Consider the following 15,302-nt stretch of genomic DNA (forward strand, 5'->3'; position numbering starts at 1 on the left):
CCATATATTTTCAATATGCCGCAAATATCTGTCTCAGTGGCTGAGCGTGCTGTGCTTTGTCGCTGCGTTGTCGCGTGTGGCCATTTTCATCCCTCTTTAAGCATCTACGCAGTCGCTTTCTCCAAAAAAACGTACTACATTTTAAGCATTCTCATGGGAACGTTTATAATAAATTCAGGTTATGTTGCCGCCCGGCACAAATAGGCCTGCTGCAGCTCCAGGCAGGCCGTTTTGACGCGGTCGTAAAGCTGCTGCACCGCCGGTGACAATTGGCGCCGGTGAGGACAAACCAGGCTCAGGGGCAGCGATTCCCCTTGATATTCCGGCAACAGCAGTTCGAGATTGCCCTTCAGTACATCCTGAGCCACATCCAGCCATGATTTGTAGGCGATGCCCTCGCCGGCAATCGCCAGCCGGCGTATCACTTCGGCATCATCGCTAATCACCGTTCCGCTCACCGGCACCTCCTGTTTTTCTCCTTCACGGAACAGCAGCCATTTATCATAGACCCGTCCGCGCAGCACGAAGGTCAGGCAGTTGTGCCGGGCCAGTTGGGCTAAATCGCCGGGCCTCCCGTGCCGGCGCAGGTAGTCGGGGGATGCCACCAGCACCCGGTGATTACCCGGGGCCAGCGGCAGGGCAATGTAACTGGCGTCGTCGAAAATGCCGTAACGAAAAGCCACGTCCACCGGATCCTTGAAGACGTCCGCTATCTGATCGGAAAAATAGAGCCGTAGATTCAGCCGCGGATGGTCGCGGTGAAAAGCGTTAATCCACGGCAAAAGCACGTTGCGGCCTAAATCGGAAGGGGCGGCGATTTGCAGCATGCCGTACAGACCGGCGGGATCCTGGCGCAGTGATTCCTGGCCTTCCCGCAGGGTTTGCAGCACGCCGGCGGCATAGGGCAGATATTGCTCTCCTTCGGAAGTCAGGCGCAGGCTGCGCGTGGAACGGGCAAACAAACGTATATCAAGTTCCCGTTCCAACCGCTTAATCGCCGCGCTGACCTGGGCGGGGAGTAAATCCACCTCACGGGCCGCATTGGAAAAACTGCCCAAGGCGGCGGAACGGACAAATAACGCCAGGTCATCAAACCTGATCATGAAAAGTTTCCACCCATAGCTGATGCATTCTATCGCGGCTCTTTGGGACGGACCGCGCTCCGGCTTAATCGTAACGCGTCCAGGCAGATAGGCAAAGCGCCGCAGGTTGTTACCAATATTTACACTTAGTTATGGAGGGTAACAAATCCCTCTAAATTGCATGGTTATAACGTGCTATAAACAAATAGTTAACATTTATCCTTTATCTTTCCAGTGACAGCTTTGTTGACAGCGCAAGCGCTGTAACTCGAAATCTATTGGGTAGGTATAAAAGAATTGTTTTTGCAGAACGACACCTTTCGGGTGACAGGGAAATATCCCCGGCAGTTTACCTGACCATAGCTTATTTTTTCTGCGCCGCGTTCCTCGGCCACCTTAAAGATAGGACAATCACTATGTTCAATTGGACCTCAGTACAGCGCAATGTGGCGACGGCTTGCTTTGCCTGTTGGATGCTGGATGCCTTCGATTTCTTTATCCTGGTGTTTGTATTAAGCGACCTCGCCAGCTGGTTTCATACCGATATCGCCAGCGTGTCCATCTCTATTATGCTGACTCTGGCGGTGCGTCCCCTGGGGGCGCTGCTTTTCGGCCGACTGGCGGAGAAATTCGGCCGGCGTCCCATACTGATGGTAAATGTCTTTATGTTCTCGCTGTTTGAATTGCTCTCCGCCTGGTCGCCGACGCTGGCGGCGTTTATTACCTTCCGGCTGCTGTATGGCGTGGCGATGGGCGGTATCTGGGGTGTGGCGTCGTCCCTGGCGATGGAAACCATTCCCGACCGCTCCCGCGGGCTGATGTCGGGAATCTTCCAGGCCGGTTATCCCGCCGGGTATTTGCTGGCGGCGATCGTCTTTGGCCTGTTTGTCACAAGCGTAGGCTGGCGCGGCCTGTTCCTGATCGGCGCACTGCCGATTCTGCTGCTGCCGTATATCTATTTCAAAGTCCCCGAATCGCCGGTGTGGCTGGCGGCCCGTCAGCGGAAAGAGAGCGTGGCGCTGCTGCCTATTATCCGCACCCATTGGCGGCTATGTATTTATATGGTGATACTGATGGCTTGTTTCAACTTTTTCAGCCACGGTACCCAGGACTTATATCCCACCTTCCTGAAGGTGCAGCATGGCTTTGCCCCGCATACCGTCAGTATCATTGCTATCTGCTATAACATCGCCGCGATGCTCGGCGGGATCGTTTTCGGTACCTTCTCGGAAAAAATCGGCCGTAAAAAGGCGATGATTATCGCCTCGCTGCTGACGCTGCCGGTGTTACCGCTGTGGGCGTTTTCCACCGGTTCGGTCATGATCGGCGTCGGCGCGTTTTTGATGCAGTTCATGGTGCAGGGCGCCTGGGGCGTGGTGCCCACCTATCTGACGGAGCTGGTTCCAGCCAATTCACGGGCGGTACTGCCGGGGTTTGTTTATCAGCTGGGCAATTTGATTGCGTCGGTAAACGCTATCCTGCAGGCCCGTATCGCCGAAGCGCACGGCAATAATTACGGCCTGGCGATGGCCCTGGTGGCCGGCACCGTGGCGATACTGATCTGCGTGCTGGTCTCCTTTGGCCGTGAAACGCAGGGCATTAAAATTTCCGGGGCGGTGTCCGCGTCTCCCGAGGGCAACAAATAACGCGGGCTCAGGCGATATTGCGGCGGAATATCCCATACGCGGCGCTGCCGGTGGTGGCGGTGATCACCAGCAGCGGCCACAGGCTGTGCCAGATAATGCTGAAACCGGCATTTTTCAGGTAGATCTGCTTAATAATATCGGTGAAATGGCGCACCGGGTTTATCCAGGTCAGGGTTTGCAGCCACTGCGGCATATTTTCCACCGGCGCCACATAGCCCGATAACAGTATCGCCGGCATGATAAAGACGAAAACGCCGATAAACGCCTGCTGCTGGGTGGCGCACAGCGAGGAGATAAGCAGGCCGAACCCCACCAGCGACAGGCCGTAAATCAGCATGGCGGCGTAAAACAGCCACAGCGAGCCGGCAAAGGGGATTTGATAACCGAATATGCCTATCAACAGAATGAGGGTGGCCTGAAAGCCCGCCACCACCAGTGCCGGCACCGCTTTGCCGATAAAAATCTGCCCGGTGGTGAGCGGCGACACCAGCAATTGTTCCAACGTGCCCTGTTCCCGTTCCCGGGCCACCGACAGCGAGGTGACTATCAACACGCCGATGGTGGTGATCAGGGCAATCAGCGAGGGCACCACAAACCAGGTGTAATCCAGGTTCGGATTGTACCAGTTGCGGATGATCAACTGGCTGTTATCGACAGTTCCCTGCTGCCCGTTCAGCTCCAGCTGGTAGGCGGCGACGATCTGCTGGATATAATTGGCGGCGATTTGCGCGCTGTTGGAATTGCGCCCGTCGAGGATCAATTGCAGCGGCGCCGGAACGCCGCCGGCCAAATCCCGGGAGAACTCCGCCGGAAAGCGGATCAATAGCAGCGCCCGCTGGTTATCGAGGGTAGTTTGGATCTCCCGCGGGCTGCGCAACCATAAAATCCTGGAAAACGCCTGGGCTTTGGCAAAGCGCTGAGTCAGTTCAACCGCCGCCTGGCCGTTATCTTCGCTGTAAATAGCAATGGTGGCGTGCTTGACTTCAAGGGTAGCGGCAAAGGGAAACAGCACCGCTTGAAAAATCACCGGCATAATCAGCAGCGCCCGGGTCTGCGGGTCGCGCAGCAGGGCCTGAAGTTCCTTGATGATAAGCGTCCATAACCGGTGCAGCATAACGACTCCTTAATCCAGCCTGCGCCGGGTTTTCCAGGCGGTCAGGCCGATAAATCCCGCGGCGGAGGCCATGAGGAACAGGGTGTTTATCACCAGTATCCCGCCGATATTGCCCGCCAGAAACAGGCTTTGCAGGGTGCTGACAAAGTAGCGGGCCGGAATGATATAGGTGATGGCACGGACCACGGCGGGCATGCTGTCGATTTGAAAGATGAACCCGGACAGCATCACGGCGGGCAGAAAGGCCGCGTTCAGCGCCACCATGGCGGCATTGAACTGATTGCGGGTGAGGGTGGATATCAGCAGTCCCATGCCCAGCGTACTGGCGAGAAACAGACTGCTGATACCGAATAAAAGCCACAGTGAGCCGCGAAACGGCACGTCCATCACAAACACCGACACCGCCATGCACAGCGCCATGGCCGCCATGCCGAGCACATAATAGGGCAAGAGCTTGGATAACAGCAGTTCGCCGCGGGTGACCTGGGTGGACAGCAGCGCTTCCATGGTGCCGCGCTCCCACTCGCGGGCTATCACCAGCGAGGTCAGGATGGCGCCGATCACCGTCATGATAATGGTGATAGCGCCGGGAATAATAAAATTCCGGCTGACTGCCGCCGGATTGAACCAGTAGCGCATTCTGATATCTATTGATTGCCCCAGGGGCTGGCCATGATCTTCGGCGCGCTGCTGTCGCCAAAGCTGCCAGATTCCCTGAGCGTATCCCTGGACAAAATTGGCGGTATTGGGCTCGCTGCCGTCGGTGATCACCTGGATGGGCGCGCTGTTGCCGGCGCGCTCCATATTAATGTCAAAGTCCGCCGGAATAACAATCAGGCCGCGGATGTCGCCGGACTGCATCCGGGCAATGAGCTGCCGCCGATTGGTGCCGATGGTGGGAGAGATATAAGGCGAGCCGGCAAAGGCGTAGGCCAGTTCGCGGGCCGGCGCGCTTTGCTGCTCCATTAGTATGCCGATATGCAGGCGGCTGGAATCCAGATTGATGCCGTAGCCGAAAATGAACAGCAGCATAATGGGAATGACAAAGGCTATCAGTCCGCTGCTGGGATCGCGCAGGATCTGGCGGGTTTCCTTGAGGCATAAGGCGCGCAGCCGGCGCCAGGAAAGCCCGCCGCCGTCATGCCGCTTCATCGCCGCTCTCCTTATCGTATTGCCCGATGAGCGCGATAAACGCCTGTTCCATGGTGGGGGACGCCGTCTGCGCATCCGCCGCCCGCCGCTTCAAGTCGTCGGGGGTGCCGCTGGCAATCAATTTGCCGTGGTACACCAGCCCGATGCGATCGCAGTACTCCGCTTCCTCCATGAAATGGGTGGTGACCATGACCGTCACGCCTTTTTCCACCATGCCGTTGATATGCAGCCAAAATTCTCGACGGGTAATGGGATCGACGCCGGAAGTGGGTTCATCGAGAAAGAGGATAGCCGGCTCATGCATCAGCGAGCAGGCCAGCGCCAGACGCTGTTTGAATCCCAGCGGCAGGGTATCCGGCGTTTTTTTAAAAATAGGTTTGAAATCAAAAGCATCGCTCATGGCGGCAATTTTTTCCCGCTGACGTTTACCCCATAGGCCATACACACCGGAAAAAAATCGCAGGTTTTGTTCCACGGTCAGATTCCCGTACAGGGAAAATTTTTGCGCCATATATCCCAGGCGCTGGCGCGCTTTGCCGGAGCTGGTCTTTAAATCCATTCCCAGTACCAGCGCTTTACCGCCGGTGGGCGCCATCAAACCGCACATCATTTTAAAGGTGGTGGATTTTCCAGCGCCGTTGGGACCCAGCAAGCCGAAGATTTCTCCGCGGCGCACCCGGAAGCTCACCCGGTCGGTAGCGGCGAAATCACCGAATTTTTTTGTCAGATCCCGCGCTTCGATGACAACTTCCCCCCGATCCCCCGCCACCGAAGGCATAATGTCCGCCAGGGCGGTTTTGATGGAGGGACCGCCGCCGAGCAAATCGATAAAGGCATCCTCAAATCGCGGGTCGGTTTCGGTGATATTTTCCGGCGGCAGCATGAGCGCGCCGGCAAGGGTCGCGGGATCGGCATCTTTAGCCAGGATCAGACGCACCGATCGGCCCTGTATTACCGCGTCGCTGATATGCGGCAGACGCAGCGCCTGCTGCAGCAATTGACGATGGGTACCGGACCGCGTACCGGCCAGAAGGGTGCGGCCGGCCATCCGGCCGGTGAGATCTTTCGGCGCGCCCTGGTATAACAAACGTCCTTCGTTAAGCAGCATAATGTCGCGGCACTGTTCCGCTTCATCCAGATAAGAAGTGCTCCAGAGGATCAGCATACCGTCGTCCGCCAGTTCATGCACCATGCGCCAGAGTTCGCGCCGGGAAATGGGATCCACCCCCACCCCCGGTTCGTCCAGCAGCAGGACCCTGGGCTGGCCGATGAGGGTACAGGCCAGGCCGAGTTTTTGCTTCATGCCGCCGGACAGCTTGCCGGCCAGGCGGCCGGTAAAATGGGTCAGATCGGTAAACTGCAATAATTTTGCGAAGGTGTCATGGCGCTGTTGGCCGGTAACGCCGCGCAAATCCGCATACAGCGCTAGATTTTCCTGTACCGTCAAATCTTCATACAGGCCGAATTTTTGCGGCATGTAACCGAGAACGGCGCGCAGCCGGCGTTCATCCTTGATGGGGTCCAACCCCATGACGCGCACCGTGCCGCCGGTGGGGGTCAATAAACCGGCCAGCATGCGCAACAGGGTGGTTTTACCCGCGCCGTCAGGCCCCACCAATCCGGTTACCGCACCGCTTTGTATTACCATATCCAGACTTGCCACCGCCGGTTTATCAAGCCCCGGGAAGGTTTTCTCCAACGCGCTGAGCACAATAGGGTTAGCGGGCATCGGCGACGCCTGCGATGGAAGGAAAGCGCAACGTCACCGGCATACCTTGCCGCAGCCGGTCATCGGCGTCGGTAACGATGATTCGCAGGCGATACACCAGGTCCGTGCGCAATTCCGGCGTTTCGACGCTTTTGGGCGTGAACTCGGCGGTGGGCGAAACAAAACCGATTTTGCCGTGATAGACCTTGCCGGGAAGTCCGTCGGCGCTGATGTCCACCGCGCTGCCGGGCACCGCCTGGGCAAGATAACGTTCATCTATATAGGCCCGGATCCACACCGGCCGGGTCAGCGACAGGGTAAAGACGGTGCCGCCGGCATTCAGCATACTGCCGGACTCCTGGGCGCGGGTCAGTATAGTGCCGGCGGAGGGGGACAACAGCACGGTATCGGCCACATCCAGCGCCGCCTGAGCCAGAGCCGCCTGTGCCTGGGCGGCATCCGCCTGCGCGGAGGCGATCTCCTGCGGCCGGTTACCGGTCTGGTATTGCTGCAATTTATCCTTGGCCGCCTGTAAATTCGCTTTGGCCTGGTTGCGGGCGGTCAAGGCGTCGTCCATCTGGTCGGCGGAAATAGCCCGCTTTGCCCATGCCCCCTGCTGGCGCTGGAAGAAACTTTCGGCATAATTATAGGCCGCCTGCTGCTGTGCCAACTGCGAGCGCACCTGGGCGATTTCTTCGCTGCGATAGCCGGCCAACTGCAAATCCAGTTTGGCCTGCGCGCTGGCAACATTGGCCTGCGCCTGCTGCAGGGCGTTGCGATAAGGCCCGTCATCCAATGTAGCCAGCACCTGGCCCGGCCGGATGCTGTCCCCCTCGTCCACCGCCAGCTGCGCCAGGCGGCCTTCCACCCGGAAAGCGAGATTGACGGTACGGATATCCACGTTACCGTATAAGGTCAACGCCTGGTTTTGCCGGCCACGGTACGCCATCACGCCATAGACGGCTGCGGCAATCAGCGCCAGGATAACCACCGCCAAGGCTATTTTTTTTATATTCATGATATTTCGCCTGTTATCGGGCATTTGCAGCCCGCAATCCTTCGAGCAGCCAGTGGCTATGTTGTACCAAAACGGCATTGATAAGTGTGATTTGCGCCGGACTGAGCGCTTGCAGGCCGGTTTGCAAGGGCAGGTAAATTTTCTTCAGGGCAAAAAATAAGGGTTTACATATTTAATTAACGGTTATTATAAAAATACTTGATCGTTGGCGGGATCGCGTCTATTATTTACTTATCGAACGTTAAGATATTAACGTCCCGTTTATAACTGATTAACGAGAAGAGATTAGACATTATGAAAAACCTGAAATTAGCTATCGCAGCCATTGCCCTGAGTACGTTATCTTTTGCCAGCTTAGCCGCTCAGGAAGTCCCTCCACGCCCCGCCAATGAACAGCCCGTGGGTATGGTTTCCGCCAGTACCACAGGTTCGCTGACTGACCTGCAATCCCAGCTGGCCGCCAAGGCGCAGGCAGCTGATGCTTCGTCTTACCGCATCGTTGCGGCCGGCGGCAACAATACGCTGCGCGGCAGTGCTGAACTGTATAAATAAGCATAAATAACAGCAGTAAATAAAAGGCGGCCCCGGAGGGTCGCCTTTTTATATCGGCCATCATCAAGTCAACTGCGGGGCAAGGGTTGAAATATCCGCAGCCGGTGGTGATAACGTTATTAGAACTGGTAGTTCAAACCAACACCCACCTGATTGTGGTAAGCGATACCCAGCTGGTTATCGCTGTCGATGCGGTTGATTTTGTAATCCACATAGGCGTTCATGTTCTTGTTGAAGTAATAGGTGGTGGAAACGATATAGTATTTCACCAGATCCGCATCACCCACGCCTTCAACATCTTTGGCTTTCGACTGGAAGTAACCAACCAACGGTTTCAAGCCGAAATCGAACAGATAAGACGCGACAACTTCATAGTCCTGGGTTTTATTGGCGAACCCATTAGAGGAAATCGGCGTCATATTCTGGGTCTCGCCATACAAACCGGCAAGATAAACGCCCTGATGGTCATATTTCACACCGGCCGCCCACATTTCGGCCCGGTCGCCGTTGCCGTATTTCAGGCTGGTGACCTGCTGATTGTTGGTACGATCAGAGTTGGTATAGGTACCCAAGACCGATATATCGATAGGCGTGGTATAAGATACCGAGAAACCGTAACCGTCGCCGTTGGACTGTTTTTCGCCGCGGGCATTGGCGGTGCTTTCGTCATTGGCGCCCTGATACTGCATGCCGATATTCAAGCCGTCAACCAGGCCGAAGAAGCCGTTATTACGATACGTTGCCACGCCGGTGGCACGGCCGTTCATATAGTTGTCGGCGAAGCTGTAGGTCAGGTCATCGAAGATGGGCGCGATATCGGTGATGGACGCTACGTCGTACGCGATACCCCAGTTACGGCCGTAATCGAACGAACCGAATTTATTGAATTTCAAACCAGCAAAACCAAGACGGGTTTTATTACCAGTCTGGCTATCCGAGCCGCCTTCGGTATTGTTGTTCTGGAAGTTATATTCCCATTGGCCGTAACCGGTAAGGTCATCATTGATCTTGGTTTGGCCCTTGAAGCCCAAACGCAAGAAGCTGTTGTCACCATCAATGGAGGTGGTTTTACTAAAGTAATGTCGTGCGCGCAAGCTGCCGTATAAGTCCAGCTTATTGCCGTCGGCGTCGTATATCACCGCGGCATGAACAGCTGGTGCTAACAATGTAGCTAAAACGGCTAATGCTATCTTCTTCATCACTATTTCCTTACCAAATACTTTCGTGTTTAAGTAAAGGACTCACCCTTTGATGGCTGATGTCCGGGGCTAACCAAAATGTTATTTGTTTGATAAAAGCTCAAATGTCATGGGATCGTCCCTAGAGAAATTATCCTGTCGCCTAATTTCGGAGGATAGTATCAGCTAAAGGGCCATGTTGATTGTGAACTTTTCATTAAATTAGCAGTCTGCGATTTTGTGCTACGGTCTCCTTCCTCGGCAAAACCCGATTATTTACCTTAAATGCGTTTTCACGACACCCGGAACTCAATATCGGGCCATTTACCAGATCACAATAATTTAAAGTCAATTAACATCTGGTTAAGTTTTTATGATCTCTTTGCGCCTCATTGCATGCCGTTTTTACTAAACGAAAACCAGGCGTCTAATACGGCAATCCGAGACAACGCACGTTATGCACCCGGCGTGCTGCAGGAAAAACATCCAGCGCGTCATTTAACCGCTACATCGACGCCGTGAAGTCCTGCGGAAATCATCGGGTGCTACGATAACTTGTCATACAGATTTAAAAGTTGAGAGCCATCACAAAACCCTATTTTATTACAGGATATTCAATCTATGTCCAGTAGTATCATTTTGAGGCGCTTTTCCGCTTCTTAATGATATTTTGTGTTGATAACTTTGCGTAAATGTTAAACTTGTTAAACATTGAACGATATATCTCATACCAAAACCGTCTAAAATTGAATTGGTATAACATATTTCAACATTTAGGAAACATTCCGTTGGCGTTCAATCTTTTGACGACACATCTATCCACTGAATTTTCTCCCATATTGCCTGTCCAATTTCCCCATACAGCATTTTCTGCGTTTCGACGGCTGCGGGTGATTGCATGAAATGTGATGCGGTTCAAATTTTTCATGCACCATGGTTTCTCGCAATCAAATATGTATGACATCTGCCCGCAAACAAACCCAGGCATTGCGCTCTTTGACGAAGCTCGCGCATCAATACCGATGCCGTACATCCCCTCTGCAGATGAGAAAATCAGCACAATAATAAAGCGGTTCGTATTTTGAACAAAATAAAATGCCCATAACATCGGGAAAAATGTCATGTCTTCTTTTATCCGTCTCTCTGCGGCAGTTATTATCGGGGCGAGTTTAGGCGTCCGTGGGACTTTGCCTCATTGATTGGGTAAGTACAAATACTTTTTTTTGCTATGAATTGTCACATCGATATAGGCTAACGGCTTTTGTCTCATAAGGCTTCGGCGAAGCGTCCACTCTTATTAGGACATTTGCCCATTTTCAGGCGAAATTATATACACACTATTTCGAATTTTTTAATGAAATTAATTACTTTAGTTCGCAATAAAATTCATGGTTTTCTCCGGCCGACCTCTTTGGATTCCGGACGACGGATTAAGTCCTGGCATGGTTCGGACGGCTAATCAGACTGGCGGAAAGCCGATCGAGCATCATCGCCAATAGCACCACCACAATGCCGCTTTGCAATCCCTGGCCGATATCCAACTGCTGTATGCTGGTCAAAACATCATTGCCCAGCCCGCCGGCCCCCACCATGGAAGCGATAATAACCATCGACATGGCCATCATGATGGTTTGATTAACGCCGGCCATAATAGAAGGCAGGGCGTTCGGCAATTGCACTTTCCATAATAATTGCCGTCGGGTGCAGCCAAAAGCCAGGCCGGCCTCGATCAGGCTCTTTTCCACCTGACGGATACCCAAATCGGTTAACCGCACCACCGGCGGCATGGCAAACAGCACGGTGGCGAAAATACCCGGCGGCCGGCCGAGACCGAATAAAATGACGGCGGGAATCAGATAGACAAATGCGGGCATGGTTTGCATAAAATCCAGCATGGGCCTGACGATGGTCCCGGCCCGTTGGCGGCGGGCGATCGTGATACCCAGGGGGATGCCCGCCAGCAGGCTGAAAAGGGTGGAGGAGAGGGTGAGGGCCAGCGTTACCGTGGCATGTTCGCCATAACCGCTGTAGATAATATACAGGGTCGCGGCAGTAGTGAATAACGCAAAACCCACGCCGATGCGCCACAGGCTCACCCCCACCGCGATAGCCATCAGACCCCAGGGCGACAGCCAGCCCAGTCCCTGTTCCAATCCGCCGGCTACGCCATCGATGATCCGGGAGACGGCATCAAAAAACGGACCGCCGTGGGAGAGCAGGTAACGGATGCCGCTGTCGATTTCGGCGCTGAAATCAAAGGGTGTGGTCATGGGCGCCCTCAGTGGCCGGATGGCCGAACGCACCGGCGAAATTTTCCGCCAGCACATAACGGGAGGTATCGATGCCCGAGAAGAAGCGTCGGACGTAAGCATTGGCCGGCGCGTTGATAATCTCTTCGGCGGTGCCTATCTGGATGACTTTTCCCTGTTCCATAATGGCGATGCGGCTGCCGATGCGCAGCGCTTCTTCGATATCATGGGTGACGAAGATCAGCGTCCGCTGCCGCTGCGCCTGGAGATCCAGCAAGAGATCCTGCATTTCCCGGCGGTTGATGGGATCCAGGGCGGAAAAGGCCTCATCCATTAATAACAGCGTCGGATTAACCGCCAGGGCGCGCGCCAGTCCCACCCGTTGCTGCATGCCGCCGGATAATTGATAGGGCAGTTGCCGCGCTACCTGCGCCAGTCCCACCTGTTCCAGCACCGCCATGGCCTGCCGGTGCCGCTGCCGGACATCGACGCCGGCCAGCTCCAGCCCAAAGGCGGCGTTGTCCAGTACGGTTCGGGTCGGCAGCAGGGCGAAGGATTGAAATACCATGCTCATGTCATGGCGGCGCAGGGCGATGAGCTCAGCGTCGGATAATGCCGACATGGCGGCGCCGTTAAAATAGATCTCTCCGTCGCTTGGGGCAATAAGCCGGTTGACCGTCCGCAGCAGGGTAGACTTTCCCGATCCCGACAGGCCCACCAGCACAAAAATTTCGCCGCGGTTTACCGTCAGGGAAATATCATTCAGGGCCACCGACCAATTATGCCGCGCAAATAACTGTGCCGGGTCCGCCCCCTGTCGCAAATGCGCCAGGGCATTCTGCGCGCCGGGGCCGAATATTTTAAAAAGCCTGTTTATGCTGACCAGAGTTTCACTCATAAAGAATTTTTAATAGCATGACTATTGCCATCGGCACAGGCTATAAGAAAACACGTATCGTCCTATACATTATTATCATATGAGTTATAGCTAAAAAGTTTAAACAAAATTCACGGCGGCCGGGGTATTTTCTTCCCGCGGATAAAAGCTTAGCGCCTCCCTTAAAAGCCATTCTTTGACTTTCAGGTTCAAGGGACTGTCACTTTCCGGTATCGGTTGAATCAAATAATAACCCCGCTCGGTGCGGCACTCCGGCCCGCAGGTCACCAGCTCGCCGCTGGATAAAAACTGATCCACCAGGGGCCGCCAGCCCAATGCCACGCCTTGGCCCTTTATGGCCGCCTGGATAACCAGGGTATAGGCGTTAAACGTCAGCGAGGTGACACCCTCGCCGGGGTCCAAACGCTGCCGGCGAAACCATTCCGTCCAATTGAGCCAGCGGGAGGGGCGGGGATCGGGCAGATTCAGCAGCGGCAGGCACAGCAGGCTTTCCGCGCTCTCCGGCCGGCCGTGGGCCAGGAAAAATTGCGGGCTGCAGACCGGCACCACCCGTTCGGGAAACAGCTTATCGCTCCGGCAGCCGGGCACCTGCCCGTCGCCAAAAGAGATGGCCAGATGGGCGCTGCTGTCGCGCAGCGAAAATTCATTGGGTGAGGTGGAAATCTGCACATCCACATTGGGAATCAAGCGTTGCAACGGGTCCAGCCGCGGCAGGAGCCAGTAGCCGGCAAAACCCATATCGGTGTCGATACGCAATACATCCCTTTGTATTTTCGACTGAATTTTCTCAATCTGCCGACTGATGCCCTGCAGGCTGGCACGGACGATTTGATAGAGCTGTTCGCCGGTTTCCGTCAGTACCACGCCGCGGTGACGACGCTCGAACAGGGGCGTGCCCAGTTGATTTTCCAGCGCATTGATGCGCTGGCTGACCGCCGGCTGCGAGGAACCTAATTCCAGCGAGGCGGCGGTGAAATTCAAATGCCGCGCCGCCGCTTCAAATACAGCCAATGCCTGTAACGGCGGGAGCCGAGATTTGCCAGACATAACGTCTCCTTATTGACCGATAAGAAAATACCCGGTTCACAGAAAAAAATGTTTGTGCGATAAAAGTACCACTGCCAAGGTGGGTTATTTAAAGCGAATTATTAACTATGCTTAGAAAGAAACCGAATATCGTAATATTAATGGCCGATCAATTGAGCGCCGGAGCGTTGTCCGCTTATGGAAATACCGTCAGCCTGACACCGCATATTGATTCTCTCGCGCGGGAGGGCGTAATATTCAATTCGGCTTATTGCAATAGTCCATTATGTGCCCCTTCCCGATCGTCATTAATGACCGGACAATTTATTTCCCATAACGGCGTCTATGATAATGCCGCGGAATTTCGCGCCGAGAATCCCACCTTTTGCCATTATTTACGCCGTGAGGGTTATAAGACCTATCTGTCCGGCAAAATGCATTTTTGCGGCCCCGATCAGTTGCATGGTTTTGATGAACGCCTGACCACCGATATCTATCCGGCGGACTTCGGCTGGACGCCGGACTGGCGCAACCCCCAGCGGCGATTGGATTGGTATCATAACATGAGCTCGGTGCTGGATGCCGGAGAGTGCATCCGTACCAATCAGCTGGATTTTGATGACGAGGCGCTGTTTTTCGCCCGGCAAAAATTGTTCGATATCGCCCGCCAGGGTAATGAACAGCCGTTTCTGTTGGTGATGTCCCTGACCCATCCCCACGATCCCTTCGCCATACCGCGTCGTTACCTGGAGAGATACCGGGAACAGGACATCGATCTGCCGCGGGTATCGGCCGCGGATGTGGCGGACGATCCTCACTCCCGGCGGCTGCGCAGTATGTATCAGCTGACCGACGGCCTGTTGAGCCAACAGCAGATACGCCGGGCACGGCATGCCTATTATGGCGCGCTGGCCTATGTTGACGATCAGTTCGGCCAGATCAAAGAGACCCTGGCGGCTACCGGCCTGGCTGAGGACACCATCACCATCGTGCTCTCCGATCATGGAGAAATGCTGGGGGAGCGGGGCCTTTGGTACAAAATGAATTTTTATGAAGGCGCGGCGCGTGTTCCCCTTATCGTGCACGCTCCCGGCCGTTTTGCCCCTCGACATATTTCGCAGAACGTGTCGCTGGTGGATGTGCTGCCGACGTTGGTTGAGCTGGCGGCGGGCAGTGCGCCGACGCCGGAACAGAGCGCCGCTCCCCTGGACGGGCGCAGCCTGGTGCCCTATCTAACAGGAGAAACAGGCGGCGATGGCGGCGATAACGTCGCCTACGGCGAATATTTGGCGGAAGGCGCGCTGGCGCCGATTGTCATGATTCGCCGCGGACCGTGGAAATATATCGCCTCCCCCGGCGAACCGGCGCAGTTATTCGATATCAGCCGGGACCCGCTGGAGCTGCATAATCTGGCGGCGTCCCCCGAATACGGAAATGACATTGCCGGCTTTGAACGGGAGGCGGCGCTGCGCTGGAATCTGGACGCCCTTAACCGGCAGGTGCTGGCCAGCCAGCACAAGCGCTTATTTCTGAATGACGCCCTGGGGGAAGCGGCGGCATGGGATTACCAGCCGCGCCAGGACGCAGGCCAACGATACATCCGTAATAACCAGACCCTGGATGAGCAGGAGGCGCGGGCGCGCTATCCTCGCCCGTCCTCAACCCGCTCATGATGATTA

The 15,302-nt window shown here is 55.1% G+C and carries 13 protein-coding genes; 3 read left to right on the forward strand and 10 right to left on the reverse strand.

Going from position 1 to position 15,302, the window contains the following annotated elements; all coding sequences use genetic code 11:
- Window positions 1-179: 179 nt before the first annotated feature.
- Entirely contained in the window at window positions 180-1,103 is a 924-nt protein-coding gene (locus GTU79_RS05970) for a LysR family transcriptional regulator (protein WP_203522541.1), read from the reverse strand.
- Between the two features lie 395 nt (window positions 1,104-1,498).
- Here GTU79_RS05970 and GTU79_RS05975 point away from each other — a divergent pair, with 395 nt between their 5' ends.
- Window positions 1,499-2,728, forward strand: coding sequence for an MFS transporter (locus GTU79_RS05975; RefSeq protein ID WP_203522540.1), 1,230 nt, complete (start codon window positions 1,499-1,501; stop codon window positions 2,726-2,728).
- A 7-nt stretch (window positions 2,729-2,735) separates the two neighbouring features.
- Here GTU79_RS05975 and GTU79_RS05980 read toward each other — a convergent pair whose 3' ends face one another.
- From GTU79_RS05980 to hlyD, 4 genes are read right to left on the reverse strand one after another with little or no spacing between them, the layout of a single operon-like run.
- Window positions 2,736-3,842 carry an ABC transporter permease gene (locus GTU79_RS05980; protein ID WP_203522538.1) on the reverse strand — a complete coding sequence of 369 codons (1,107 nt, stop codon included), beginning with the start codon at window positions 3,840-3,842 and terminating at the stop codon, window positions 2,736-2,738.
- A gap of 9 nt (window positions 3,843-3,851) precedes the next feature.
- Complete coding sequence (locus GTU79_RS05985) at window positions 3,852-4,994, reverse strand: ABC transporter permease (protein WP_203522536.1); 1,143 nt, start codon at window positions 4,992-4,994, stop codon at window positions 3,852-3,854.
- Window positions 4,981-6,723: an ATP-binding cassette domain-containing protein gene (locus GTU79_RS05990; protein WP_203522534.1), complete on the reverse strand. Its 1,743-nt coding sequence runs from the start codon at window positions 6,721-6,723 to the stop codon at window positions 4,981-4,983. The genes GTU79_RS05985 and GTU79_RS05990 overlap by 14 nt, the downstream gene beginning before the upstream one ends.
- Complete coding sequence (gene hlyD / locus GTU79_RS05995) at window positions 6,713-7,720, reverse strand: secretion protein HlyD (protein ID WP_203522532.1); 1,008 nt, start codon at window positions 7,718-7,720, stop codon at window positions 6,713-6,715. The genes GTU79_RS05990 and hlyD overlap by 11 nt, the downstream gene beginning before the upstream one ends.
- A gap of 294 nt (window positions 7,721-8,014) precedes the next feature.
- Here hlyD and bhsA point away from each other — a divergent pair, with 294 nt between their 5' ends.
- Window positions 8,015-8,272: a multiple stress resistance protein BhsA gene (gene bhsA, locus GTU79_RS06000; protein WP_214513766.1), complete on the forward strand. Its 258-nt coding sequence runs from the start codon at window positions 8,015-8,017 to the stop codon at window positions 8,270-8,272.
- 119 nt (window positions 8,273-8,391) lie between these two features.
- Here bhsA and GTU79_RS06005 read toward each other — a convergent pair whose 3' ends face one another.
- From GTU79_RS06005 to GTU79_RS06025, 5 genes are all read right to left on the reverse strand, one after another.
- Window positions 8,392-9,471: a porin gene (locus GTU79_RS06005; RefSeq protein ID WP_275956921.1), complete on the reverse strand. Its 1,080-nt coding sequence runs from the start codon at window positions 9,469-9,471 to the stop codon at window positions 8,392-8,394.
- 745 nt (window positions 9,472-10,216) lie between these two features.
- A complete protein-coding gene (locus tag GTU79_RS06010) occupies window positions 10,217-10,573 on the reverse strand; it encodes a hypothetical protein (protein WP_203522530.1) in 357 nt (118 codons plus the stop codon).
- Window positions 10,574-10,880: 307 nt separating this feature from the next.
- Window positions 10,881-11,720: an ABC transporter permease gene (locus GTU79_RS06015; RefSeq protein ID WP_203522528.1), complete on the reverse strand. Its 840-nt coding sequence runs from the start codon at window positions 11,718-11,720 to the stop codon at window positions 10,881-10,883.
- Complete coding sequence (locus tag GTU79_RS06020) at window positions 11,704-12,597, reverse strand: ATP-binding cassette domain-containing protein (protein WP_203522526.1); 894 nt, start codon at window positions 12,595-12,597, stop codon at window positions 11,704-11,706. Before GTU79_RS06020 ends, GTU79_RS06015 begins: the two co-directional genes overlap by 17 nt.
- 99 nt (window positions 12,598-12,696) lie before the next feature.
- Complete coding sequence (locus GTU79_RS06025; protein ID WP_203522524.1) at window positions 12,697-13,644, reverse strand: choline sulfate utilization transcriptional regulator; 948 nt, start codon at window positions 13,642-13,644, stop codon at window positions 12,697-12,699.
- Between the two features lie 107 nt (window positions 13,645-13,751).
- On the opposite strand from GTU79_RS06025, the gene betC reads away from it, so the two are divergent.
- Window positions 13,752-15,296, forward strand: a complete 1,545-nt coding sequence (gene betC / locus GTU79_RS06030; RefSeq protein WP_203522522.1) for a choline-sulfatase — start codon at window positions 13,752-13,754, stop codon at window positions 15,294-15,296.
- Window positions 15,297-15,302: the final 6 nt, after the last annotated feature.

This window comes from Sodalis ligni, assembly GCF_016865525.2.
GTDB lineage: Bacteria > Pseudomonadota > Gammaproteobacteria > Enterobacterales > Enterobacteriaceae > Acerihabitans > Acerihabitans ligni.